Below are 24,505 nucleotides of genomic sequence, written 5' to 3' on the forward strand. Positions count from 1 at the left end.
CCCATGTAACGACGGTTTGGAAAACTAGCTAGTGCCCATAACCGCGCGGTGCCAGCCGGCGCATCGCACCGGTCGCCTAGCGGCGCCCGGCCAGCGCGCCATCCCGTCCGCGAGACACCCGTTGCCGCCGGCGGTGAACCGCGATCCGGACGAGCACCGCAAGCGCACCGAAGGGGAACAGCACCCGCAGCACTTCGGGCTGCCAGCTTCCGGCAGCGGCGCTGAACGAGGCGGTCGGGAGCGCCATGCCGAGAAACCAGTAAAGCGCGCCGGGCACAGCCGGCGCCAGCGCCGCCCCGCCCAGCCCGGTCAGCGCGAGCAGTGCCCATAGCGGTTTCAGCCCCAGTGCCGGCTCGCGCAGCGCGGCGATGGCAGCGGCGCCGCTTACCATCAGGCTGGCAGCCATCGCCGCGAGGAACAGCGTCAGCGACACGGGCATGCGCTGCTATTCCGCGGTCCAGCCGCCATCGACGCTCCAGTTCGCGCCGTTGACGTTCTGGGCCTCGTCGCGGCACAGGAAAGCGACCAGCGCGCCGATTTCCTCGGGCTGGACGAACTTCTTGGTCGCCTGCTTGACGAGCAGCACATCGTTGATGACCTGCTCGCGGGTCAGCCCGCGCGCTTTCATCGTATCGGGAATCTGGCTTTCCACCAGCGGGGTCCAGACATAGCCGGGGCTGACGCAGTTCGCCGTCACGCCGTGCTCGGCCAGTTCGAGCGCGATCGTCTTGGTGAAACCGTCGAGCCCGTGCTTGGCCGAATTGTAGGCCGCCTTGAACGGGCTGGCGACCTTCGAATGCGCGCTGGCGGTGTTGATGATCCGGCCCCAGCCCTTCCGCTTCATCGCGGGCACGGCGAGCCGCGTGGTGTGGAACGCGGCGGTCAGGTTGAGCGCGATGATCGTATCCCACTTCTCCACCGGGAAATCCTCGACCGGCGCGACATGCTGCATGCCCGCATTGTTGACGAGGATGTCGATTTCGCCCGCCGCATCCATCATCGCGGCAATCTGCGCGGGATCGGTCAGGTCGGCGCCCGAATGCGTCGCGCCGAGCTCTTCGCACAGCTCCGCGGTCACGGCCGCATCGCCGAAACCATTGAGGATCAGCGTCGCCCCTTCGGCAGCCAGCGACCGCGCAATCGCGAGTCCGATACCGCTGGTCGATCCGGTGACGAGCGCGCGCTTGCCGGCAAGAAACATTTGGGCCTCCGGGCGTTGTAGAAACTGTTCATTGCGGCCATCGCGCACATACCAGCGGCTGTAAAGCGGCCAGACATCGGGGGAAGACATGCGGCTCAATCCGTTCAACACCAACAATATCAACGTACGATCGAGCGGCGGCGGTGTCCCCGGCGGCAAGGCGGGCGGGATCGGCTGCGGCACGATCGTGATCGCGGCGATCGGCTATTTCGTCTTCGGGCTGGACCCGATGCAGACTGCGGGCATGGTCGAAGGCGTGCAGCAGGGCCAGCAGCAGGCAGGCCCGGCCAACACCGACGAACAGGAAGTGTGCACCAGCAGCGAATATGCGCTGGAAGCCTGCAACGGGCTGCAATCGCTCAACCAGACCTGGGCGGCGACCTTCGACGCGCAGGGCTACGGCGACCAGTTCCAGCAGCCCACGCTGGACCTTTACGGCGGCGGCGGGGTCCGCACCGGGTGCGGCAACGGCACGTCGGCGATGGGGCCGTTCTACTGCCCCGCCGACCAGACGATCTACATCGACACCAGCTTCTACGACACGCTCGAACGCCAGCTCGGCGCGGGCGGCGATTTTGCGCGTTATTACGTGCTGGCGCATGAATATGGCCACCATATCCAGACGATCACCGGCATTTCGGGACAGATCCGCAGCGCGCAGCAGCAGAACCCGAGCCGGGCCAACCAGCTGCAGGTGCTGATGGAATTGCAGGCGGATTGCTATGCCGGGGTCTGGGCGGGCAAGAACCGCAATCTGATCGAGCCGGGCGATATCGAGGAAGGCATGAACGCTGCCGCCGCGATCGGCGACGACCGGCTGACGGGCGGACGGATCTCGTCGGAGAACTTCACGCATGGCACCTCGCAGCAGCGCAGCGATGCCCTGCGGCTGGGCCTGCAGGGCGATGACCGCGCCTGCGACCGGATCACCAATATCGGCTGATCAAGCGCTGTCGAGGCGGGCGGGCGCGGCGCATGGGCCGCGTCCTCGCCGTCACGCGGTGGCTGATCAGCGCGCCAATTCGGCGAGTTCGGCGTCAATTTCGCCGAGCGCCTCGGCCCGGTCCGCCGCGGACATGCTGCGATCAGCGGCGATGGCCTTGCGAACGCTCTTCAGCGTCGTAAGCGCCAATTTCTGCCCGTAGCTTTCGCAGACATACATCGTCACGCGGCCCGCGCTGTCGACCTTGGTGGTCACGGGGCTGTTCTTGTCGAGGCACTTCATCACGACCTGCGGCGCATTCGCCACTGCGCGAACGGCAACCGCTTCGGCGCTCATTTGCGCAGCGTCGGCCTGGGCCTCGGCCATCGCGATCTTCACCTCGCGGCGCGCTTCGGCCTTGTCCGTGACTTTCAAAGCAGACTTCCGCTCGGTTTCGCGGGCCAGCCTGCCGTCCTCCGCCAGCGTCTCGCGCAGTTCGGCCATTTCGCGTTTGAACGCGCGCCGTTCCTTGTCGTTCATCTCGTCCCAGACCTTGCCGTTCCAGCGCGCATGCCGCTCGGGATTGCGCTCGACGCTGGCCATGGTCCGGCGGGCCCGTTCGAGCTCGCGCTCGGCGCGTTCCAGATCGCGTTCGGCGCTTTCGAATTCGCGCTCGATCGTGCGCTCCAGCGCCGCGACGAATTCGCGCTTGCTTTGCGGCGCAGGTGGCGGAGCGACAGGTTCGGGCGGCGGCGGCGGAGCCCAGTCCGCCGCAGGCGGCGCGACAGCCGCAGGCGACTGCGGCGCAGCGGGCGGCATAGGCGTGGATGCCCGTTCCTCCGGGGCCGTCACCGTCTCGGCATACCCGATGCTCGCGGTCATCGGCAGCGCGAGCAGCGCAGCGGCGACCACGCCGCGCGCGGCAAGCCGGCGGCGGCGCGAATGGTCGGTCATCGGCAGGCTGCGCAGCCGGTGGATGATCGACTTGTCCCCCAACACGGGGCACGCCATCGGCGCCGCCAGTGCGGGGCGGGGCGCGATTTGCGGTCGGCGGGCGAAATCGGCGATGATCGCGGCATAGGCGGCGCGCTCGTCGCGGCTGCGGCTGGCCACCACCCGGGCATCGCAGGCCGCCTCCTGGTCGCGGCGCATGGCCGACCAGCCCATCCACCCCAGCGGATTGAACCAGTGGAGTGCGAACAGCGGCTGGACGAGGACGTTGACGAGGATGTCGTGGCCGCGGTGATGCGCCAGCTCATGCGCGATCGCGAGGTCGCGGACCAGGCGCTCGCGGCTGGCCATGAAACCATCGGGCAGCGCGACGACCTTGTCGAAGACACCGAATGCCATCGGCCCCGAAATCGCCGGGGTTTCGATCAGGCGGATGGCGCCCACCTCGCCCACCGGACGCGCCTCTTCGAGCAGTTCGCGGCGCAGCTGGCCATAGAGCCAGAACCGCCGCGTCATGAAGATCGCGGCCCCGGCGAGCCACAGGATCAGCAGCGGGGTCAGCAGGTCGATCGGCGCATCCATCGGCACGGGCGATACCGGCGCGACGAGTGCGTTATCGGCGAACCCCCCGGCGGCGGCGGGGGACAGCGCCAGCTCGGGCGCGGGCGGCGGGGTAGTGGACGACAGCGGCTGCATCCAGGACGGCAGCGTAACCGGCGGGAACAGCAGGCGCGCCAGCGGCAGGAACCACAGTGCATAGGCAGCCCCCGCCCCCAGGTGCCGCGCCACCGGGCGCCGCAGCAGCAGCGCCAGAACGATCAGGGCGCCCGTCCACACCAGCGTGTCGAACAGGAACCAGTGCCAATACTGGCGAAGCAGTTCGGTCATTTGCGCATCTCCCTCAAGAGCGCCTCGATTTCGGACAGATCGTCATCGGTCAGCGCCTCGCTTTCGGCGAGCTGCGCGAACAGCGGGGCGGCGCGGCCGCCGAACAGCCGGTCGACCAGCCGGCGGCTTTCCCCGCCGACATAGTCCGACCGTGCGATCAGCGGGCGGTAGAGGAACTTGCGACCCTCGGGCTCGGTACCCACAGCCTCCTTCTGGACCAGCCGGCTGAGCAGCGTCTTGACCGTCGGGATCGACCAGTCGCGCTCGGCGCAGATCGCGTCGCAGACCTCGGCGGCGGAGATCGGGTTGCGATCCCACAGCACTTCCATGATGGCATGCTCCGCTTCGCTGATCCGTTCGCCCGGCCCGTTGCTGCGCTTGGCCATTCCCGCCTCCTCGTTCCGCCACGCATGGTGTGACGATTACGTCTGTAGCCGCAATGACTACGGTTGTAAACCTGCACCATGGATCAATATCGGGCAAACGCGCTTGCTTCTCGACCAACGACATATCACTCTTGACCGATGACCCGGTTTCTTCCCCTGCTCGCCTCGTTCGCTGTCCTGGCCAGTCCGCTGGCCGCGCAGGACGATCCGCCCGCCCCGCCTCCGCGCGACTACGCCACGCAGCGCGTCGTGATCGAGACGACCATGGGCGACATCACGGTTGCGCTGGAGACCGAACGCGCGCCGATCACCGCGGGCAATTTCCTGCACTATGTCGACGAGGACCGGTTCGACGGGACGAAATTCTACCGCGCGATGCATCTCGATTGGGGCGAACCGCCCAACGGCCTGCTGCAGGGCGGTACGCAGATGCACCCCGACCGCGTGCGCGACCCGATCGCGCATGAACCGACCACCGAAACCGGGCTCAGTCATACCGACGGCGCGCTGTCGATGGCACGCTACGAGCCTGGCACCGCGACGGGCGACTTCTCGATCATGATCAAGGACCAGACCGGGCTCGATGCCAATCCCGCCTCGAGCGACCCGAACCTGCAGCTGGGCTTTGCGGTGTTCGGTTATGTGGTGGACGGGATGGAAGTGGTCCATGCGATCCATGCCGCGCCGATCGATCCCGACAAGGGCGAAGGCTGGATGAAGGGCCAATTGCTGGCCGAGCCCGTCGAGATCGTCGAAATGCGCCGGGTGGAGAGCGCCGCAGCACCCGCGGAATGACCGCGGCTATTGCGGCGACGGTTCGCGGGCGAGCCGGCTGATCAGGATCGCCGAACGCTGGGCCTGCCGCACGATCGAGCGCAGGTCGATCGACTCGCCCTCGGCATGGCTGCCGCTGCCCGCGGGGCCCATGCCCGCAAGACCGACCGTATAGGGCGCAACGAAGCTGATATCGGCTGCCCCGCGGCGCGACGGGGGATAGGGCTGCATCGCCTCGCGCCCGAGATCGGCGTTGATCGCATTGAGCCGGGCGAGCAGCGCGGCATTGCCCGCGGTCGGCGCCATCGGCGGATAGCGGAACTCGATCGCGATGGTCGCCTCGGTCCCCGGCAGGTGCTGCGCGACGATGGCGCGCATCTTCTCGGCGACCCGCTCGTTCTGTTCACCCGTCAGCGCGCGCAGATCGCCGCGGGCAATGGCGTGCGAGGGGATGATGTTGGTCTTGCCGCTGGTGGTGGCGGAAAGGCCGTCCTCGCCCAGCTCGGCGGGGGTTCCGCCCGCCATGAAGCCGACGTTGTAGGTGAGGTTTTCCTCGGGCAATTCGCGCCGGAAGGCATCGAGGATGCGCGCCATTTCATAGATCGCGCCATAGCCCGCATGGTCTGAGAAGATACCCGAGCTGTGCCCGCTGCCCGCGCGCGTAGTCAGCGTCCAGCTGCCCGACGAGCGCCGCGCGATCACGCCTGCGTCCTTGCCGTCCAGCACCGAGAGTCCTTCATAACCCAGCGCGACATCGGCCCATTTGCCCGCCTCGACCAGGTCGCGGCGCGCGGCTTCCAGCGGTTCGCCCGCATCCTCTTCGTCGCCGGTCAGCGCGACGACGATGTTCGCACCCTCGAGCGTGCCAGCCGCCTGCATGGCGCGCAGCGCGGCGAGGATCACCACGATGCCGCCCTTGTCGTCAACCACGCCCGGCCCGACCGCACGGTCGCCCTCGCGGACGAAGCCGGTGAAGGGCGAACCGGGTTCGAACACCGTGTCGAGATGACCGATCAGCAGCATCTTCGTGGTGCCCGGCACGCCTTCGTGCCGCGCGAACAGGTGGCCTGCGCGCCCCTGCGCCGATTGGTCGATCCATTCGACGTCAAAGCCCAGCGCCGCGAATTCGGGCGCCAGCACATCGGCCACCGCCTTCACGCCCGCATGATTGTGCGAACCCGAATTGATCAGCGTGATCCGCTCGAGCAGCGCAACGTCATCCTCGAACCCGTCCGCGACGGTCTCGACCATGACCTCTTCTGCATTGCTGAGCTGCGCGGAGACGGGGGCGGCAAGCAGCGCCGCGAGACCCGCGACGAAGCCGAGCGCCCCCGCCCGCATCAGTAAACCCGCTTCTTCGGCTCGATGTACTTCACATCGTCGGTCAGCGTGTATTCGTGGACCGGGCGGTAGTCGATCTTCACCCCGCCGCCGCTGCCACCCCAGCCATCGAACCAGGCGATGGTGTGCTTCATCCATTCGGCGTCGTTACGGTCGGGGAAATCCTCATGCGCATGCGCGCCGCGGCTTTCCTTGCGGTTTTCCGCGCTCGCCATGGTGACATTGGCCTGCGCCATCAGATTGTCGAGCTCGAGCGTCTCGATCAGATCGCTGTTCCAGATCAGCGAGCGGTCGAAGACCTTCACGTCCTCCATCCGCTTGTTGATCTGCTTCAGGTTTTCCACGCCCTCGGCCATCAGCTTGCTGTCGCGGAACACCGCGGCATGGCGGGTCATGGTCTTCTGCATGTCCGCACGCAGCTCAGCCGTCGGCGTGCCGCCATCGGCATAGCGGAAATGGTCGAGCCGGCCGAGCGACAGTTCGGCGCTGTCCTTGGGCAGTTCGTCATGGCTGGTGCCCGGCTTGATCAGTTCCTTGAGGCGGTGGCCGGTCGCGCGGCCGAACACCACGAGGTCGATCAGCGAGTTCGAACCGAGGCGGTTCGCGCCGTGGACCGAAACGCAGGCAGCTTCGCCCACCGCGAACAGGCCGGGGACGATCTTTTCGGGATCGTTCTTGTCGCCCGCCATCACTTCGCCGTGATAGTTACAGGGGATGCCGCCCATGTTGTAATGCACCGTCGGGGTGACGGGCAGCGGTTCGCGGGTCAGGTCGACCCCGGCGAAGATCTTGCCGCTCTCGGTGATCCCCGGCAGGCGTTGGCCGAGCACGGTCGGATCGATGTGGTCGAGATGGAGGTAGATGTGGTCCTTTTCCGGACCCACACCGCGGCCTTCGCGCATTTCCAGCGCCATCGAGCGGCTGACGACGTCGCGGCTGGCGAGGTCCTTCGCACTCGGCGCATAGCGTTCCATGAACCGCTCACCTTCCGAATTGGTAAGGTAGCCGCCCTCGCCGCGTGCGCCCTCGGTGATGAGCACGCCCGCACCGTAAATGCCGGTGGGGTGAAACTGGACGAATTCCATGTCCTGCATCGGCAGGCCTGCGCGCAGCACCATGCCGCCGCCGTCGCCGGTGCAGGTATGCGCGCTGGTGGCGGTGAAGTAGCAGCGGCCATAGCCGCCGGTTGCCAGCACCACCGCCTTCGAACGGAAGCGGTGGATCGTGCCGTCGTCGAGGCACATGGCGATCACGCCGACGCATTCCTTCTCGCCATTCGCGCCGTCCTTCATGATGAGGTCGAGCGCGAAATATTCGATGAAGAAGTCCGCGGCGTATTTCAGGCTCTGCTGGTAGAGCGCGTGCAGCATGGCGTGACCGGTCCGGTCGGCGGCGGCGCAGGTGCGCTGCACCGGCGGGCCTTCGCCCATGTTCTGCATGTGCCCGCCGAACGGGCGCTGGTAGATCGTGCCGTCGTCGTTGCGGCTGAAGGGCACGCCGGCGTGCTCCAGCTCGTAAACCGCCTGCGGCGCTTCGCGCACCAGATATTCGATCGCGTCCTGGTCGCCCAGCCAGTCCGACCCCTTGACGGTGTCGTACATGTGCCACGACCAGTGGTCGGGCGTGTTGTTGCCGAGGCTGGCGGCGATCCCGCCCTGCGCGGCGACGGTGTGCGAACGCGTCGGGAAGACCTTGGTGATGTTGGCGGTCTTGAGGCCGCTTTCGGCGGCGCCCATCGTGGCCCGCAGGCCCGAGCCGCCGGCCCCCACGACGACCACGTCATAGGTATGGTCGGTGATCGGGTATTCGCGGCCATTGATGCTGAAGGTTTCGGTACGGGCCATCAGGCGGCTCCTCCAAGGGCGAGGCGGGCAATCGATACGAGACCGAAGGCGCCGCCGCCGATGGTTGCAAGGTTGAGAAGGGCGATGACGCCGAACTTGGTCCCGGCGTCGTGGACATAGTCTTCGATCAGCACCTGCAGGCCGAGGCGTGCGTGCCAGAAGACGGAAATGATCAGCAGTGCCAGCGCAGTGGCCGGCAGCGTCTGCGCCGCCCAGCCGGCAACCGTGCCGTAGGAATAGTCGGGCAAGAGCGCGAGGCTGAACGCAAGGAACAGCATCAGCGCCAGATTGCCGATGGCGGTGAAGCGCTGCACCAGCCAGTGATGCGCGCCTTCATGCGCCGAGCCGAGCCCGCGCACGCGTCCGATCGAGGTTCCGTTACCCATGGTGTAGCCCTTAGCGAAGCAGGATGAGGGCCCAGAAGCCCGCAGTGAGAAGAATGCCGATCAGCGGCGCGAGGATCGACCAGGTCTTGTTGGTTTCAAGCTCGTAACCGGCACCGATGTCGAGCACGAAGTGGCGCAGGCCGCTCATCATGTGGGTGAAAAAGGCCCACGAGAGCCCGACCAGAACGACCATGCCCAGCGGCGATCCCATGATGGTGGCGAAGGTTTCATACGCGCCCGGCCCCGCGGCCATCGCGCCCAGCCACCACAGCAGCACGCCCAGACCGACCAGTGCCATCCCGTCGCCGGTGATACGGTGCAGGATCGAGACCGCCATGTGCGGACCCCATTTCCAGACTTGCAAGTGCGGCGCCATCGGGCGGTTGGCCATGGTGATCTTCCGATAGAAACAATTTGGAACGCCTCCCTTAGCGATGTGATCGTGCGTGACAAGGCGGGGGGCCTCGACAAGATGCGCAATTTTTTCGAATAGGGTTTGCATGACATGCATTCTACTTACCGGCGCAAGCCGCGGGATCGGCGCCGCCGCCAAACGGGCGCTGGAAGCGCGCGGTGCGCGCGTGGTCGGCCAGGCCACCAAGGCCGATTCGACCGATATGGTCGCCGCCGATTTCTGCGAACCGGGCGCGCCGCAGGAATTGTGGCAAACCGCGCTGGCGCGCGCCGGCAGCAGCATCGACGTGCTGGTCAACAACGCCGGCCTGTTCGATCCCAGCCCGCTCGACCGGTCGGACATCGCCTGGCTCGATGCCTGGGAAGACACGCTCCGGATCAATCTCACCGCCGCCGCGCAGCTCAGCCGCTTCGCGGTGCGCCACTGGCAGGAACGCGGCGTTGCGGGCCGCATCGTCCATGTCGCCAGCCGGGCGGGCCACCGCGGCGATTCGCCGGCGCACTGGCATTATGCCGCGGCCAAGGGCGGGATGCTGGCGATGCACAAGACCATCGCCCGCGCCTATGCCGGCGAAGGCATTCTCAGCTTCGCGATCACTCCCGGCTTCACCGACACCGCGATGGCGGGCGATTACCTCGAAAGCCGCGGCGGGCCCGGCCTGCTGGCGGATATCCCGCTGGGCCGCGTCGCCGAACCCGAAGAGATCGCGACGCTGATCGCGTTCTGCGCGCTCGATGCACCTGCCAGCATGACCGGCGCCACGCTCGATGCGAACGGCGCCAGCTATGTCCGCTAGAACCGGAGCCGGCCTCGCGCTTGCGGCCGCGTGCCTCGCCGGCTGCGCACCGCCGATCCAGTCCCGTCCCGACCTGCCCGCGCCCGAGCAGGTTACGCCGCAGCAATGGGCTGCCGGTTGCGAGCCATGGGACGATTGGGACAAGCCCGCCGCGCCCTACCGCATCCACGGCTCGACCTATTATGTCGGCACTTGCGGCATCTCGGCGATCCTCGTCGCGGGGCCGGCCGGACACCTGCTGATCGACAGCGGGACCGAGGCGGGCGCCGAAGTGGTGCTCGACAACATCGGCAAGCTCGGTTTCCGCCCCGACGAGATCGCCAGCCTGCTGCACAGCCACGAACATTTCGACCACACCGGCGGTCATGCGCGCGTCAAGCAAGCCAGCGGCGCGCATGTCGTCGCCTCGCCCGCTGCCGCGCCTGCGCTGCGCAGCGGCCTGAGCATTGCCGAAGACCCGCAATACGGACTGCACGAACCGATGGCGCCGGTGGCAGTCGACGTGCTGGTCCGCGGCGGCGAGACGGTGCGCAGCGAAACCGCCACGCTCACCGCGATCGCCACGCCGGGGCACACGCCCGGCGCGCTGAGCTGGACATGGCGCTCATGCGACGCGGCGGGCGACTGCCTCGACATGGTCTATGCCGACTCGCTCTCCGCGATCAGCCGCGAAGGATACCGCTTTGCCGACCATCCCGCCTATGTCGCCGCGTTCCGCGCCGGATTGCAGCGGCTGCGCGAAACCGCCTGCGACCTGCTGCTGACCCCGCACCCCTCCGCGAGCGAGATGGTCGCGCGCGCGGCGAGCGGAACGCTGGTCGGCGGGATGAGCTGCGCCGCCTATGCCGATGCCGCCGAGGCCCGGCTCGATGCGCGACTGGCGGAGGAAGCGGATGGCTGACGCCTGGAAGATCGTCGCCGAAGTGTCGAAAACGGAAGCGCGGGCCGCGCTCGTCGCGCATGAGGAAGCGCTCGACTGGCCGGCCGAATGGGTCGTGACCGGCATGGAAGTCGCCGACCACCTGCCCGACGACTGGACGGTCGAAGTCTATCTCGACCGCGAGCCGGGGCCGGACGATTTGCAGCGCGTCGCGGCGCTGTTCGCCGGCACGCCGCCGCGGCTGACGGCGGAAAAGCTGCCCGCGACCGACTGGGTGACCGAAAGCCAGAAGGGCGTCGAACCGATCCGCGCGGGCCGCTTCCACGTCCGCACGCCCGAGCACCCGGCCGATCCCGGCCTCGTCGATTTCGTCATCCCCGCAAGCCAGGCCTTCGGCACCGGCCAGCACCAGACCACCGCCGGCTGTCTTGCCATGCTCGACCTGATGAAGCGCGCGGGCGTGACCGCACGCAACCATGCCGATATCGGCACCGGTACCGGGCTGCTGGCCTTCGCCGCGCTCCATCTCTGGCCCGGCGCGCGCGCCACCGCGTCGGATATCGACCCGGTCTGCGCGGGCGTGGTGCGCGACAACATGGCGTGCAATGCGATTGCCGAAGGCGGCGGTCCGGGCCAGCTGACGATGGTCATCGCCGACGGGATGGCGGACCCGTTGCTGCGGCTGCGCGGGCCCTACGACCTGTTCATCGCCAACATCCTCGCCGGGCCGCTGGTCGAACTGGCGCCCGCCTTTGCCGCCGCCACCGCGCCGGGAGGCAATTTGCTGCTGGCGGGGCTGCTCGAGACGCAGGAAGCGCGCGTGCGCCGCGCCTACCGCGCACAGGGTTTCCGCCTCGCGCGGCGGCTGGTGTGCGGCGACTGGTCGATCCTGTGGCTGCGCAAGAGCCGCGTGCGGTGACGCGCTGGCGGCGCTGGCTTGCAGGGCTGCTCGCCCTGCCCTGCGCCGCGCTCGCGCTGTTCCTGCTCGCGGCATGGATCGGCAGCAGCCTGCCGCGCAATCCGGACTGGACCGAACCGGCCGAGGGCGTCACCATCATGGTTGAAACCAACGGCATCCACACCGGCATCGTGATGCCCGTGATCAGCCCAGTGAAGGACTGGCGCGCGACCTTCCCTTCCGCCGGCCTGCCGCGCGCCGACGGGCAGCTGCCCACGCATGTCGCGATCGGCTGGGGCGAGAAGGAGGTTTTCCTGAGCACCCCTACGTGGAGCGACCTCAAACCCGCCACCGCGCTGCGGATCGCTCTGCGCGGTGGCGAGGGGCTCGTTCGCGTGGGCCATTACGTGCGCCCCGCGCCGTCCGAATACCACCGCCCGCTGACGCTGCGCCCGGCCGAATACGCCCGCCTCGTCGAGCGCGTCGAAGCCGCGTTGCCGCCGCTCGCACCGGGCGAAACGCGCGACACCTACGACAGCTTTGAGGAAGGCGCGCGCAATTACGATGCCACCGGACGCTACACGCTGGCGAACACCTGCAACCAGTGGGTCGGCGATACGCTGGCGCATGCGGGAATTGCGATGGGGCGCTGGACCCCGCTGGCCGGCGGCGTGATGAAATGGGTGCCCGAGCCCGCGGCGACGGGTCAGCCAGCGTCCGGCGTAGCGGCGGACAAGGCTTCGTCATAGCGCACGACCGCGCGCACGACCTCCCGCATCATCTCCATCCGTACCGGTGTCGGCTCGCGCGTGCGGGCGATCATCACCGCGACCGCATAGGTGCGGCCCGCGGGCGAGGTGATCAGCCCGATATCGTTATAGCCCGACTGTTCGCCGTCGTAGAATTGCCCGGTCCCGGTCTTGTGCCGCACGGTCCAGTCCTCCGGCGCCCCGGCCTTGAGCCGCTGCGGTCCGCTGCGCGTGCGCGCAAGCGTACCCAGCAGCAGGCTGGTCGAGCCGGGCGAGAGCAATTCGCCGCGATGCAGCTTCGCCAGCGCGCCGACCACTGCCACCGGCGGCGCCCCGTCCAGCGGGTCGGCGAGATAGGCCTCGAACGCGCTGCGCCGCACGGCGGGCGAAACCTCGTCGCGCGCCTCGAAGAAGGCGGGTCCCTGCGCATAGTCCTGCCGCCATTCGAGCCCCGCAATGGTGCTCTGCTTCCTGCGCTCGTCAGTGCCGAACCGGATGCTCGACAGGCCATGCGTGTCGAGGAAATCCTGCACCGCCGCAGGCCCGCCGACGCGCCGCAGGATGCGGTCGTTGGCAGTGTTGTCGCTCTGCGTGATCGCGCGTTCGACCAGCTCGGCGTAATCGGCCGAAAAGCTGCCGTCGCGGCGGACGATATCGCGGATCGGCTGGTGGAAAACGGTCAGGTCGCCAGGACGGATGCGGACCATTTCGCCAAGGTCGAGCCGGCCTGCATCGACCTCGTCGAGCGCGGTCAGCGCGACCCATAGCTTGCTCACGCTCTGCTGCGGGAACTGCTCCAGCCCGTTGAAATGCAAAGTGCGCCGCGCGGCAAGATCACGCACCGCGATCCCGACATGGCCATCGAAAGTCCCGCCGATCCGGCTGATCGCGCGGTCGAGCGCGGCCTGTTCTGGCGTCAGCGGCGGCGCTTCCACCGCTTCGCTGGCCTGTTCGACCAGCGGATCGGCGGGCGCCTGCAGGTGCGGAAGCCACACGACCAGCAGCGCCAGCAGCAGCACCGGGATCGCAACGAGCAGGAAACGGAAGGGAAGCGTCACTCTTCCTCAACGCGCTGCAGCGCGCTGGTTTCCGAAGCTTTCGCTAGACCAGCCCGGCATCCGCTGCGGCTTCGCCAGGCAGCGGGCGGCCGACATCGAACATCGCGCGCACGCGCTCGGAGAACATCAGATTGCCTTCGGGGAAATAGCGTTCGTAGATCCGCATCAGCTGGTCGAGATGATCGAGCCCCAGCGAACTGCGGAATTGCGGCCCCAGCGCGCTCTTGCCGAAATGCGGGCGCGTATCGACTTCATAGCGCATCACCAGCCGCTGCAGCCGTTCGAGCCAGGCATAGTCGCGCGGGTCGGCGAACAGGTCGATCGCCGCCATCGGCCGCCGCGCATTGGCCGCGAAGACCGGCTCCGCCACCCCCGGCAATTCGCGCACCGAGATGATGCCCTTGAGGAAGAAACCCAGGTCGCGCAGCGCATCGGCTTCGCGGATGATGAACTTGACCACCGCAGGGGCGCGTTCGAGTGGGACGAAGAAGGCCAGATTGTATCCGGTGTAAGTGGTCGAAAACAGCCCGCGGGTGATGCTGGGCGCGCGGTTTTCCTTCAGCCCGGGCTTGGGATCGTAAAGATAGTCGAGATCGCCCGGATCGGTGATCACGCGTTCGCTCTGCTCGAGGTCGAGCCAGTCGATGAAGCGCTGCATCGGCCGCCGCAGCCGGGGAAGGAACCGATCGAGCTTGTAATAATGGCGCAGGAACCATGCGGCGAACTTGCCGCTGCCGCTGGCCTTGGGATGCGCGACCACGACCTTCTCGTCGGCGCATTCGGCAAGGACGTGGGTCATCACCACCGGATCGTCCGGATCGGTATAGGGCATTACCGCCCAATTGACCGCGATCCCGCCCTGGCGCAGCTCGTCCAGCTTCGACAGTCGGCTCATCGAACTGACCGAAATGTAGGATTCGAGCGGCTTGGTCTCCAGCACCAGCTCCACGATCGGCGCGATCGTGCCGAAGGAAAGCGCCACATAGGCGAATTCGGGATCGCCGCGCCGCAGCGTGACGCGCTGCCCCTTCCCGTCGAGGAAGGTCAGTTCGACCACGCTGTCCGCCATCACCGCGCGCGGACCGAAGCCATGCGTGCCCGTGGCCAGCGCGCCGACCACCGACTGTTCCATGTAATTGCCCGAATTGTGCAAGCCGCGCCCGTGCTCGTCGCGCAGGAACAGCTTGAGATCGCGCACCGAAACCGAAGCGCCCACGCGCACGGTTTCACTGGCAGGATCGTAAGACAGCGTCTTGATCCCGCCTTCGCGCATCATCATCGCGGTGACGCCGGGGACTACCTGGACCCCGTTGTAGGAATGCGACTGGCCCACGCAACTGTAGCGGCCTTCGCTCACCAGCTTGGCCAATGCGGTTTCATCGTGCGGAACGCGCGCTTCGGTTTCGCAGCGATAGACGTTGATCCACGAGCGGACCCAGCGCTTGCCATCGGTGCCGATCGCCCGCCGGTCGGCCGCACGTTCGCGGCGCGTACGCAAATATTTCCTGATCAAGACCTGCCCCCTGCCTTGCACCCGCAGGCAGCATAATGGATTTCGGCCCGCGAAGCGAGGACAGGAACGACATCGACGGCGCAGCGGTGGAACCTTGGCAGCAGCGATACGCTCTCAGGACAAACCTCTTTTCAGGAGACACCATGACCCAGACCTTGCTTATCACCGGCGCATCGACCGGTATCGGAGCAGCCACCGCCCGCGCCGCCGCCGAGGCCGGATGGCAGGTCGCCCTGCTCGCCCGTTCACAAGACGAACTGGACAGCCTCGCCGGCGAGATCGGCGAGCGTGCGCTGGCGCTGCCCTGCGACGTGACCGACCGCGCCGCGCTGAATGCGGCAGTGGACAGGGCCGTCGACCATTTCGGCGGGCTCGACGCGGTCTTCGCCAACGCCGGCAAGGGCGTGTCCAGCCCGGGTATCGAACAGGGCGTTCCGGCCGAATGGGACGAGATGATCCAGCTCAACGTGATGGCCGTGCTGTCCACCGCGCATGCGACCCTGCCGCATCTGCGCAAGACCAAGGGGCATTTCGTGGTCACCGGATCGAAGGCGGGGCGCGATCACCTCAAGGGGTCGGTCTATGGCGCGACCAAGTGGTTCGTCCACGGTCTTGCCGGGAACCTCGCCGAAGAAATGCGCGAATGGGGCGGCCGCTGCACGGTCATTTCACCGGGCATGGTCGACACGCCGTTCTTCGACGAACCCAAGCCCGACAAGATCCAGCCCGGCGATGTCGCGAATGCGGTCATCTTCGCCATCTCGCAGCCCGAAACCGCCGCAGTGCGCGAAATTCACATCATGCCGACCGGCTGATCAGCGCTGCAGCGCCTCTTCCAGCGTCGCCAGCGCGGCGCGCGCAAAGGCTTCCATATTTGCGATCCGGTCCTCGCTGCCGGTCTCGGTCCGGCGGGTGAATTCGAACCCGCCGGGCCCGACCACCGCCGCGCAGCTGCGCCCCGCGGGCGCACCGCTGGGATGGCTCGACCCGCCGACCGAACCACTTTCCGCCAGTCCCCATTGCGCGCCGAAATTGTCGCGGATCGCGCGCGCCTGTAACAGCGCATATTCCTCGCTCGCGCCGGTCATGCCGGCATAGGCGTCACGCGGCAGGTCGAACAATATGTCGCGCGCGCGGAAGGAATAGACCACCCCGCCCCCGACGAAGAAGTCGAGTGCGCCGGGCACGGTCAGCAGCGAAGCCGCAACCAGCCCGCCGGTCGCGCCGTCGGCCACCGCGACCTTCTCGCCGCGCTGGCGCAGTAGATCGGCAATGCGCAGCGCCTGTTCGTGGGTCTGCTCGAGCATGTCAGCCGGCCGCCTTGACGATTTCGGCCCAACCGGCTTCGTCCACCACCTCGATCCCGAGTTCGGCTGCCTTCTTCAGCTTGCTGCCCGCACCCGGCCCCGCGACCAGCAGATCGGTCTTGGCGCTGACCGAGCCGCTGGCCTTGGCACCAAGCCGTTCGGCCTGCGCCTTGGCCTCATCGCGGCTCATCGTCTCGAGCTTGCCAGTGAAGACCACCGTCTTGCCGCTGACCGGGCTGTCGCGTGTCTCGACCTCGTAGCGCTGGGGCTCGACCACCCCTTCGCCCGGTGCCTCGCCGATCAAATCGTTCCACACGCTACGGTTGTGCTCTTCATGGAAGAAGTCGGCCAGTGCATGGCCCACCGCAGTGCCGATCCCGTCGGTGCGGACTTCGAAAATGCGTTTCACCGCCTCGACCATGCGCGTTTTGAACGGGCTTTCCTTCTCGCCCTCGGCGCGCGGGTGTTCGAGGCAATAGGTGCGGAACTCAGCGGCCTTTCCGGGCAGCAGGCGGATATCGCCCAACCCCTTCATCAGGTCGCGCGCGGTGACCGCGCCGACATGGCGGATCCCCAGCCCGAACAGCAGCCGCGCGGCATCGGGTTCACGGCGCGCTTCCACAGATTCCAACAGATTATCCACAGAGCGCTCCTTCCACCCGTCGAGCGCGAGAATGTCCGCGCGCCGCTGCTTCAGGCGGAAGATGTCGGCGGGGCTTTCGAGCCAGCCGAGCGCGAAGAACTGGTCGATCGTCTTCTCGCCCAGCCCGTCGATGTCGAGTGCGCCGCGGCTGACGAAATGCTTAAGCCTTTCCGTGCGTTGTGCGGGACATATCAGACCGCCTGTGCAGCGCACGTCGACCTCGCCCTCTTCCGCCACCGCCTCGCTGCCGCATTCGGGGCAATGGTCGGGGAAGTGGAAGGGATCGCGCTCCACCTCGGGCGTGAGGTTATCCACAAGCTGTGGAATAACATCGCCCGCACGCTGGACCACCACGCGATCGCCCGGCCGCACGCCCAGCCGCGCGATCTCGTCGCGATTGTGCAGCGTGACATTGGTCACGGTCACTCCGCCGACGAGGACCGGCGCGAGCCGCCCGACCGGGGTCAGCTTGCCCGTCCGCCCGACCTGGATATCGATGCTCTCGAGCGTGGTCTCGGCCTGTTCGGCGGGGAACTTGTGCGCCAGCGCCCAGCGCGGCGCCTTGGCGACGAAGCCGAGCCGTTGCTGGTAGTCGAGCCGGTCGACCTTGTAGACCACGCCGTCGATTTCATAGGGCAGGTCGGGCCGCGCCGCGGCGATGGTCTCGTAATGCGCGAGGATCGCTGCGGCATTGTCGAACCGCGCGAACAGCGGCGAGACGGGCACGCCCCAGCGCTCGATCACGCGGACCACCTCTTCCTGCGTGCCGCCCGGCACGTCGGAAGCCGCACCCCAGCCATGCGCCCAGAACTTGAGCGGGCGCTGCGCGGTGACCTCGGCGTCCTTCTGCCGCAGCGATCCCGCCGCCGCATTGCGCGGGTTGGCGAACTGGCGGACCTTGGCCAGGTCGAGCTCCTCGCCCTTTTCCTCCGCCGCAGCGCGCGCGTCATCCATCAACCGCGCGTTGAGCGCCTCGAAGTCGGCGCGCCCCATATAGACCTCGCCGCGGATCTCGAACACCTCGGGCGCATCGCCGGGCAATTGCTGCGGGATGTCGGCGATATGCGCGACATTGGGCGTCACATCCTCGCCCACCTGCCCGTCGCCGCGCGTCGCTGCGCGCACCAGCTTGCCCTTCTCGTAACGCAGCGAACACGACAGCCCGTCGATCTTGTCCTCGGCGGTGAAGGCCACCGGATCGCCATCCGACAGCGACAGGAACCGCCGCACGCGCGCGACCCATTCCTCGACCTCTTCGGCGTTGAAGGCATTGTCGAGGCTCATCATGCGAACCTCGTGCGTCACCTTGCTCAGCGGCGAGGCGGTGGCCGTGTGCCCAACCTTGCGGCTGGGCGAGATCCTCGCGCACGAGGTGCGGAAACGCCGCCTCCAGCGCGGCATTGCGCCGCACCAGCGCGTCATATTCCGGATCGCTGATCTCGGGCGCGTCTTCGGCATGGTAGAGCCGGTCGTGCTTCGCGATCTGCTTCGCCAGCCGCATCAATTCATTGGCGGCTTCGGCCTCGGTGACGTCGACTGCCATGTTACGCCCCCTCCAGCAGCCGATCCGCCTGCGCTCGCGCCTCTGGGGTGACTTCCGCGCCGCTGAGCATCCGCGCGATTTCTTCCTGGCGGCCGGCGGGGTCGAGCAGCGCGACGCCGGTCTTGGTCACCGTCCCGTCGCTCGACTTGGCGATCATGTAATGCATGCGCCCGCGCGCGGCGACCTGCGGGCTGTGCGTCACCGCGAGCAATTGCCCGTCGGCGGAAAGCCGCGCCAGCCGTTCGCCGATCGCGGAGGCCACCGCACCGCCAACCCCGCGGTCGATCTCGTCGAAGATCACCGTCGCCGCGCCGCCCTGCTCGGCCAGCGCGACCTTGAGCGCGAGGATGAAGCGCGACAGTTCGCCGCCGCTGGCGATCTTGGTCAGCGGCGCGAAATCGGCGCCCGGATTGGTCGCGATGAGGAATTCGACCGCGTCGGTGCCGCCCGCGCCCCACTTGTCTTTGGGCAGCGGCGTGACCGCAGTGCGGAAGCGGGCCGCGTCGAGCTTGAGCGGCGCCAGTTCGCGCGCCACCGCCTCGTCGAGCCGCAGCGCCGCGGCAACGCGCCGGTCGTGCAGCGCCTGCGCTTCCGCGCGGTAACGCTGCCCCGCCTCCTTCGCCGCGGCCTCGAGCGCGTCGAGCTGCGCCTCGCTCCCCTCGATGCTGTCGAGCTGGCCGCGCATCGTGCGCATCAGTTCGGGCAGTTCGTCGACCTCGCAGCGGTGCTTGCGCGCCAGCGCGCGCAGTTCGAACAGCCGGGTTTCGGCGGCATCGAGCGCGGCAGGGTCGTGGACCAGCGCCTCGGCCGCGGCCTGCAGCTTTTCCTCCGCCTCGCCCGCTTCGATCACCGCCCGGTCGAGCGCGCCCAGCGCCTCGGCCAGCAGCGGGTGTTCGGGCGCGATGCGGTCGAGCCGCCGCGCCGCCACGCGCAGCGATGCGAGCGGCGAATCCGAGCCTTCCCACAGGTGCCGCAATTCCTCGAGATCGCCCGACAGTTTCTCGCCCTTCTGCATATCGGTGCGCGCCGCGGCGAGCCGCGCTTCCTCGCCCGCCTGCGGTTCGAGCGCGGTCAGTTCGGCCAGATGCGCAAGCAGCAGGTCCTGGTCGGCCTTGGCGGTTTCCACCGCGAGCCGCGCCTCGCCCAGCGCCTCGTCGGCGCTGCGCCACGCGCGCCAGGCGGCTGCGAGCTGCGCACCATCGACACCGGCAAAGCGATCGAGCAGCGTGCGGTGGCCGCGCGGATTGACCAGGCCGCGGTCGTCGTGCTGGCCGTGCAGTTCGACGAGGAAACCCGCCATTTCGCGCAGCAGGCCCACGCTGACCGGCTGGTCGTTGACGAAGGCCTTGCTCTTGCCGTCGGGCCTGAGCTGCCGGCGCACGATCAGCGGTTCGCCGTCCTCGACCTCGATATCCGCATCGTCGAGCCGCTCGGCCAGCCCCTGCGGCAGCGCGGCGAATTCGAAACTGGCCGAAACGCTGGCCTTGTCGGTGCCGCCCCGCACCAGTCCGCTGTCGGCGCGATTGCCCAGCACCAGCCCCAGCGCGTCGAGCAGGATCGACTTGCCCGCCCCGGTTTCGCCCGTCAGCACGCCCAGTCCCCGCCCGAAGGTCAGGTCGAGCGCTTCGATCAGCACGATGTTGCGGATGGAGAGGCGGGTCAGCATTCGGCCTCCCTCCTAGCCAATGCCGAAACCCGAGTCAGTAGCGCATCGCCGGCAATCGACAAGCTTGCCGCAATCGCACGCATCCGCCGCCGTAAACGCAGAGTTAGCAAATGATGCATAGAAGGGAGGCGTGAGTTGGAAACGCATCTGCAACGGTCTTCTCGGGCCGGACATACCCGTGCACCTGCGCGACGACTTCACCCTGCTTACCGCCCGCCACATGCGCGGCCAGGCCCGGCTTTTGTTCGTCGGTTTCATTTTCAGCCTGCCGATGGTCGTCCTGGGCGCCAGCCCGGGCGCGAGGCCGCTGGTTGCCTACGGATTGCCCGCTGCCATTTTCGTGCTGTGCGCGCTGGCGCTGGCCAGCGTGGCGCGCCCGCTCGCCCCTTCGGCCACTGCCGAGGAAGCGCGCAAGACGATCGACACGCTGTGGCAATTGTGCCTGCTCGCCGCCGCGCTCGGCAGCCTCTGGTGCGTCGCCAGCTGGGCCAGCGCACCGGTGGAGGTGCGGCTCTATTATCCGGCGATCATGTCGCTGGGCGCACTGATGCTGAGCTATTGCCTCATGGCAGTGCGCAGCGTCGCCATGTCGGTCCTGCTGGTGACACTCGGGCCCGTGGCCTGCGTGCTGGCAGGAACGGGCGCGACGATGGACCGCGTGCTGGCGGTGTCGATCCTTATCGCGGTGGGGTTCCAGATGGTGATGATGGTACGCCATCAGCAGTTGCTGGTAAGCTTGGTGGAGGAACGCCACAAATCGGGCGAACTTGCCCGGCGCGATCCGCTGACCGGGCTGGCCAATCGCCGTGCCCTGATCGAACAGTTCGAAGGTTTCGCCGACAGCGGTGCGTCGCTGCGGCTGATGGTCATCGATATCGACCGCTTCAAGCGGATCAACGACCGCTTCGGGCACGATATGGGCGACCGTGTGCTGCAGACCATCGCCACCGTGCTGCTGTCGCATGCGCGCGGGGATATCTGCGCGGCCCGGCTCGGGGGCGAGGAATTCGCCATGCTCAGCCGGAGCGATGCGCTCGACCCGGCGCTGGCGCTGCAATTGCTGCGCGAAATCCGCACTTCGGAAATGCCGCATGGCGAAGCGGTCACCGCCAGCATCGGGGTGGCCGATGCAGTGGTCACGCAGGCGGAAGACTGGACCGCGCTTTACGGCCAGGCCGACCGTGCGCTCTACCGCGCCAAAGATGAAGGCCGCGACCGCGTCGAGGCGTTCGAAAAGGATGCCGCTGCGCAGGCGCGCACCCCGTCACGGCCCGCGCGACAGGCCTGAACCGGCTCAGCCGGGGGTGACGTCCGGTGCATGGTCCTGCACCAGTTCATAGGCCTTTTCGTACCATTCGGTGCCGGGATAGTTCGCCCCGAGCACCGCGGCATATTTGACCGCTTCGGCAGGAACGCCCAGCGCCAGGCTGGTTTCGGTCAGCCGGTAGAGCGCCTCGGGCGCATGGCTGGTGGTTTCATAGGTGTCGACCACGTTCTGGAAACGGATCTGCGCGGCAATCCACTTGCCCGACCGTTCGTAGTGGCGGCCGATTTCCATTTCCTTGCCCGCCAGGTGATCGCGCACGAGGTCGATCTTGAGCCGCGCGTCGGCAGCGTAATCGCTGTTGGGGAACCGGCGGTTGATCTCGTTCAGCGCGGTCAGCGCCTGGTCGGTGATCCGCTGGTCGCGCTGCACGTCGCTGATCTGCTCGTAATAGCTGAGCGCGATGAGGTAGAACGCATAGGGTGCGTCCTTGTTGCCCGGGTGAATCTGCAGGAAGCGCTGCGCCGCCTGGATCGCCTTGTTGTAATCCTTGGCGACGTAATAGCTGAACGAACCCATCAGCTGCGCGCGGCGCGCCCAGGGCGAATAGGGATGCTGGCGCTCGACCTCGTCGAACAGCGCAGCGGCCATTTCCGCTTGCCCGTTGTCGAGCCGGCGCTTGGCTTCGAAATAGAGCGTTTCCACGTCGCGTGCGACATAGGCGGTATCGCGCGGCCCTCCATCGCCGCCCGCACATCCGGCGGTGAGCAGCGTCGCCCCCGCAAGGGCGGCGCCAAGGATGAGCTTGCTGGGAGAGCGGGTCTGGGTCGTCATGGGAAGCAGCCTATAACCAGCGTGCCGATGAACGCCAAGTGAAGTTCGCGCCGCTGTCCCCCGCGTGTGCGCGGACCCGGCCCGGCGTCAGGCCGAACCGGAGATTTCCTCGGGTGCGTCCCACAGCAGGTGGCGGTTTTCCAGCATCACCAGATTGGCGCTGCGGATCACTTCGCCCTTAGTGCGATAGCCGAGCAGCTTTTCCGCCTGCGTATCGGGATTGCTGGTCAGCACGCGCAATTCTTCGGAAGTGAAATCGCTCAGCCCGCGTGCCCGCTCGATCCCCTTGCTGTCGTAGATATGCAGCACGTCGCCGCGGCTGAAATCGCCGGTCATGGAGATCACGTCCTCGCGCCGGATCGGGCGATCGCCGCTGAGCGCGGTTGCCAGCGTATCCGAGATCACCAGGCTGCCCGCCATCTGCAGGCGGTTGGCGATCCAGCTGTCCCAGCCCGACAGCGGGTTGGGATGCGGCAGGATCTTGGTCGACCGGCGCGTTTGCGCCAGCACGCTCGAGACCGGGTGATCGACTTCGCCCTGCGCGATCCAGGTGGTGACCCCCGCTTCCTGCGCCATGTTCGCTGCCAGCAGCTTGGTTTCCATGCCGCCGGTGCCCAGCGTGCTCTTGCCCTTGGTCGCGTCCATATACTGGCTCACGTCGTCGACCTCGGGGATGAACTGCGCGCCGGGTTCATCGGGGTTGCGATCGTACAGCCCGTCGACCCCGGTGAGGATGATGAAATCGTCTGCCCCGACCATCTGTGCCACCTTGGCGGCCAGCCGGTCGTTGTCGCCGACGCGAATCTCTTCGGTGGTGATCGTGTCGTTCTCGTTCACGATCGGGACCACATTGGCCTCGAGCAGGCGGTGCACCGTGTTGCGCGTGTTGAGGAAGCGGCGGTGGTCCTCGAAGTCGCCGAGCGTGAGCAGCACCTGCGCGATTTCAAAGCCGAATTCATGCCCCACCTGCTTGTAGGCGTTGAGCAGCAGCGGCATGCCGCAGGCGGCGGCGGCCTGCTTGTCGGAAACACCCGCGCTTTCGGGCGTTTCCCCGATGATGCGCAGCCCTAGGGCGACCGAGCCCGACGAGCACAGGATCACATTGGTCCCTTCGGCGCGGAGCTGGGCGACGTCTTCCAGCAGGCGCTGGAGGAAACCGTAACGCGGTGTAAGGAGTTCAAGATTGGCCAGCAGGGCCGAACCGATTTTGACGACGATGTTTCGTTTTTTTGCCATAGACTTCAATTATTGCACAGACTTGAAATTTCTCAACGGCAATATAGATAGCGTTTGTGCACTGCACAACCACATTTTGAGAATATCCGCCGGTCGCGAAAAGCATGGTAACTGACAAAGTTAAAGGCAAGTACTGCACCGCGGGATATTCTATAGTCAAGTAAGTACAAGAAACCACAAGAGCCCGATTGCTCGGAAACGGATTTTAGTCATTACGAAAACTGTTTGTATTGTCGGATGCGGAAAGATGGGTTCCGCTTTACTTTCGCAGTGGGTCGAGGGCCCTGAAGCGATAACTGTCGTCGATCCCGCGGGTAGCGAAGTTCCCGATGGCGTTACGCTGGTGACCGACCGCGCCGCGATCGCCGACCAGCGCTTCGACCTCGTGATTGCCGCGGTAAAGCCGCAGCTGATCGACGATATCCTCGCCGACTATACCGACCATCTCGCCCCCGGCGGCTATGTCCTGTCGATTGCCGCGGGCTATTCCGCCGGACGCCTGTCGCAGCTGATGGGCGATGCGCCGGTGATCCGCACGATGCCCAACCTCCCCGCGGCGATCGGCCGCGGCGTGAGCGGGATCTGCCCCGGCCCGCATGCCACCAGCGACCATGTCGCGCATGCCGAGGCCTTCATGCGCCGCGCGGGTGCGACGATCACCGTCGACAGCGAGGAAAAGCTCGACCGCGTTACCGCAGTGGCCGGATCGGGCCCCGGCTACGTCTTCGAAATCGCGCGCGCCTATGCCGAAGCGGCGATGGCGCAGGGTTTCGACGAGGACGAGGCGCGCGACATGGTGCTCGGCACGATCGGCGGCGCGATCGCGATGGCCAGCGAACCGGCCGCACCCAGCCTCGAGGAACTGCGCAATTCGGTGACCAGCAAGGGCGGCACCACCGCCGCGGGCCTGAACGCGCTCAATGGCGATGGTGGCCTTTCCACCCGGCTGCATGATACACTGCAGGCAGCCTACGACCGCGCGGTCGAGCTGCGCTGATACCCGGCGCCTC

General features: G+C 67.2%; 23 protein-coding genes and 1 pseudogene. 9 read left to right on the forward strand and 15 right to left on the reverse strand.

Annotation, left to right across the window (positions count from 1 at the left end):
- Window positions 1–76: 76 nt before the first annotated feature.
- Together WKH79_RS04685 and WKH79_RS04690 are read right to left on the reverse strand one after the other, a co-directional pair.
- Window positions 77–439: a hypothetical protein gene (locus tag WKH79_RS04685; protein ID WP_341859757.1), complete on the reverse strand. Its 363-nt coding sequence runs from the start codon at window positions 437–439 to the stop codon at window positions 77–79.
- 6 nt (window positions 440–445) lie between these two features.
- Complete coding sequence (locus WKH79_RS04690; RefSeq protein WP_341859758.1) at window positions 446–1,201, reverse strand: 3-hydroxybutyrate dehydrogenase; 756 nt, start codon at window positions 1,199–1,201, stop codon at window positions 446–448.
- A gap of 88 nt (window positions 1,202–1,289) precedes the next feature.
- On the opposite strand from WKH79_RS04690, the gene WKH79_RS04695 reads away from it, so the two are divergent.
- Window positions 1,290–2,144: a neutral zinc metallopeptidase gene (locus WKH79_RS04695; RefSeq protein WP_341859759.1), complete on the forward strand. Its 855-nt coding sequence runs from the start codon at window positions 1,290–1,292 to the stop codon at window positions 2,142–2,144.
- Window positions 2,145–2,210: 66 nt separating this feature from the next.
- Here WKH79_RS04695 and WKH79_RS04700 read toward each other — a convergent pair whose 3' ends face one another.
- The gene (locus WKH79_RS04700) at window positions 2,211–3,962 is read right to left on the reverse strand and encodes a M56 family metallopeptidase (RefSeq protein WP_341859760.1); all 1,752 of its coding nucleotides are present in this window, start codon (window positions 3,960–3,962) and stop codon (window positions 2,211–2,213) included.
- Window positions 3,959–4,348, reverse strand: coding sequence for a BlaI/MecI/CopY family transcriptional regulator (locus tag WKH79_RS04705; protein WP_230833059.1), 390 nt, complete (start codon window positions 4,346–4,348; stop codon window positions 3,959–3,961). The genes WKH79_RS04700 and WKH79_RS04705 overlap by 4 nt, the downstream gene beginning before the upstream one ends.
- Before the next feature lie 138 nt (window positions 4,349–4,486).
- Here WKH79_RS04705 and WKH79_RS04710 point away from each other — a divergent pair, with 138 nt between their 5' ends.
- Window positions 4,487–5,143 (forward strand): peptidylprolyl isomerase, encoded by a 657-nt coding sequence (locus WKH79_RS04710; RefSeq protein ID WP_341859761.1) that lies wholly within the window; start codon window positions 4,487–4,489, stop codon window positions 5,141–5,143.
- Window positions 5,144–5,149: 6 nt separating this feature from the next.
- On the opposite strand, the gene WKH79_RS04715 is transcribed toward WKH79_RS04710, so the two are convergent.
- From WKH79_RS04715 to sdhC, 4 genes are read right to left on the reverse strand one after another with little or no spacing between them, the layout of a single operon-like run.
- On the reverse strand, window positions 5,150–6,463 hold the full coding sequence (locus WKH79_RS04715) for a M20/M25/M40 family metallo-hydrolase (RefSeq protein WP_341859762.1): 1,314 nt from the start codon (window positions 6,461–6,463) through the stop codon (window positions 5,150–5,152).
- A complete protein-coding gene (gene sdhA / locus WKH79_RS04720; protein ID WP_341859763.1) occupies window positions 6,463–8,307 on the reverse strand; it encodes a succinate dehydrogenase flavoprotein subunit in 1,845 nt (614 codons plus the stop codon). The genes WKH79_RS04715 and sdhA overlap by 1 nt, the downstream gene beginning before the upstream one ends.
- A complete protein-coding gene (gene sdhD, locus WKH79_RS04725) occupies window positions 8,307–8,693 on the reverse strand; it encodes a succinate dehydrogenase, hydrophobic membrane anchor protein (RefSeq protein WP_050601152.1) in 387 nt (128 codons plus the stop codon). Before sdhD ends, sdhA begins: the two co-directional genes overlap by 1 nt.
- A 10-nt stretch (window positions 8,694–8,703) precedes the next feature.
- The gene (sdhC, locus tag WKH79_RS04730; RefSeq protein WP_050601334.1) at window positions 8,704–9,084 is read right to left on the reverse strand and encodes a succinate dehydrogenase, cytochrome b556 subunit; all 381 of its coding nucleotides are present in this window, start codon (window positions 9,082–9,084) and stop codon (window positions 8,704–8,706) included.
- Window positions 9,085–9,193: 109 nt separating this feature from the next.
- Here sdhC and WKH79_RS04735 point away from each other — a divergent pair, with 109 nt between their 5' ends.
- The 4 genes from WKH79_RS04735 to WKH79_RS04750 are packed head-to-tail and all read left to right on the forward strand — an operon-like array spanning window position 9,194 to window position 12,431.
- Window positions 9,194–9,904, forward strand: coding sequence for an SDR family oxidoreductase (locus tag WKH79_RS04735; RefSeq protein WP_341859764.1), 711 nt, complete (start codon window positions 9,194–9,196; stop codon window positions 9,902–9,904).
- Complete coding sequence (gene blaECM, locus WKH79_RS04740; protein WP_341859765.1) at window positions 9,894–10,805, forward strand: ECM family subclass B3 metallo-beta-lactamase; 912 nt, start codon at window positions 9,894–9,896, stop codon at window positions 10,803–10,805. The genes WKH79_RS04735 and blaECM overlap by 11 nt, the downstream gene beginning before the upstream one ends.
- Window positions 10,798–11,703, forward strand: coding sequence for a 50S ribosomal protein L11 methyltransferase (locus tag WKH79_RS04745; protein ID WP_341859766.1), 906 nt, complete (start codon window positions 10,798–10,800; stop codon window positions 11,701–11,703). Before blaECM ends, WKH79_RS04745 begins: the two co-directional genes overlap by 8 nt.
- The gene (locus WKH79_RS04750) at window positions 11,676–12,431 is read left to right on the forward strand and encodes a DUF2459 domain-containing protein (RefSeq protein ID WP_341859767.1); all 756 of its coding nucleotides are present in this window, start codon (window positions 11,676–11,678) and stop codon (window positions 12,429–12,431) included. The genes WKH79_RS04745 and WKH79_RS04750 overlap by 28 nt, the downstream gene beginning before the upstream one ends.
- Here the strand turns inward: WKH79_RS04750 and WKH79_RS04755 are convergent.
- Window positions 12,389–13,489: a serine hydrolase gene (locus WKH79_RS04755; protein WP_341859768.1), complete on the reverse strand. Its 1,101-nt coding sequence runs from the start codon at window positions 13,487–13,489 to the stop codon at window positions 12,389–12,391. The genes WKH79_RS04750 and WKH79_RS04755 overlap by 43 nt on opposite strands.
- A gap of 43 nt (window positions 13,490–13,532) precedes the next feature.
- Entirely contained in the window at window positions 13,533–15,002 is a 1,470-nt protein-coding gene (locus WKH79_RS04760) for an FAD-binding protein (protein WP_341859769.1), read from the reverse strand.
- A 143-nt stretch (window positions 15,003–15,145) separates the two neighbouring features.
- Between WKH79_RS04760 and WKH79_RS04765 the strand changes: the two genes are divergently transcribed.
- On the forward strand, window positions 15,146–15,817 hold the full coding sequence (locus WKH79_RS04765; RefSeq protein ID WP_160766708.1) for an SDR family oxidoreductase: 672 nt from the start codon (window positions 15,146–15,148) through the stop codon (window positions 15,815–15,817).
- On the opposite strand, the gene WKH79_RS04770 is transcribed toward WKH79_RS04765, so the two are convergent.
- The 3 genes and pseudogenes from WKH79_RS04770 to recN all read right to left on the reverse strand — a co-directional run bounded on the left by WKH79_RS04770 (window position 15,818) and on the right by recN (window position 20,161).
- Window positions 15,818–16,309: a CinA family protein gene (locus tag WKH79_RS04770; RefSeq protein ID WP_341859770.1), complete on the reverse strand. Its 492-nt coding sequence runs from the start codon at window positions 16,307–16,309 to the stop codon at window positions 15,818–15,820.
- Window position 16,310: 1 nt separating this feature from the next.
- Window positions 16,311–18,495: pseudogene (gene ligA, locus WKH79_RS04775) on the reverse strand (NAD-dependent DNA ligase LigA).
- Window position 18,496: 1 nt separating this feature from the next.
- Window positions 18,497–20,161, reverse strand: coding sequence for a DNA repair protein RecN (recN, locus tag WKH79_RS04780; RefSeq protein WP_341859771.1), 1,665 nt, complete (start codon window positions 20,159–20,161; stop codon window positions 18,497–18,499).
- 130 nt (window positions 20,162–20,291) lie between these two features.
- Between recN and WKH79_RS04785 the strand changes: the two genes are divergently transcribed.
- Window positions 20,292–21,449 carry a diguanylate cyclase gene (locus WKH79_RS04785; RefSeq protein ID WP_341859772.1) on the forward strand — a complete coding sequence of 386 codons (1,158 nt, stop codon included), beginning with the start codon at window positions 20,292–20,294 and terminating at the stop codon, window positions 21,447–21,449.
- Between the two features lie 6 nt (window positions 21,450–21,455).
- Here the strand turns inward: WKH79_RS04785 and WKH79_RS04790 are convergent, their stop codons facing one another.
- Both WKH79_RS04790 and proB read right to left on the reverse strand, forming a co-directional pair.
- Window positions 21,456–22,259, reverse strand: a complete 804-nt coding sequence (locus WKH79_RS04790) for an outer membrane protein assembly factor BamD (protein WP_063505241.1) — start codon at window positions 22,257–22,259, stop codon at window positions 21,456–21,458.
- 87 nt (window positions 22,260–22,346) lie between these two features.
- Window positions 22,347–23,495 (reverse strand): glutamate 5-kinase, encoded by a 1,149-nt coding sequence (proB, locus tag WKH79_RS04795; RefSeq protein ID WP_050601142.1) that lies wholly within the window; start codon window positions 23,493–23,495, stop codon window positions 22,347–22,349.
- A 229-nt stretch (window positions 23,496–23,724) separates the two neighbouring features.
- On the opposite strand from proB, the gene WKH79_RS04800 reads away from it, so the two are divergent.
- Window positions 23,725–24,492, forward strand: coding sequence for a pyrroline-5-carboxylate reductase (locus tag WKH79_RS04800; RefSeq protein WP_255358297.1), 768 nt, complete (start codon window positions 23,725–23,727; stop codon window positions 24,490–24,492).
- Window positions 24,493–24,505: the final 13 nt, after the last annotated feature.

It is taken from the genome of Qipengyuania sp. GPGPB31, assembly GCF_038396345.1.
Lineage (GTDB): Bacteria > Pseudomonadota > Alphaproteobacteria > Sphingomonadales > Sphingomonadaceae > Qipengyuania > Qipengyuania citrea.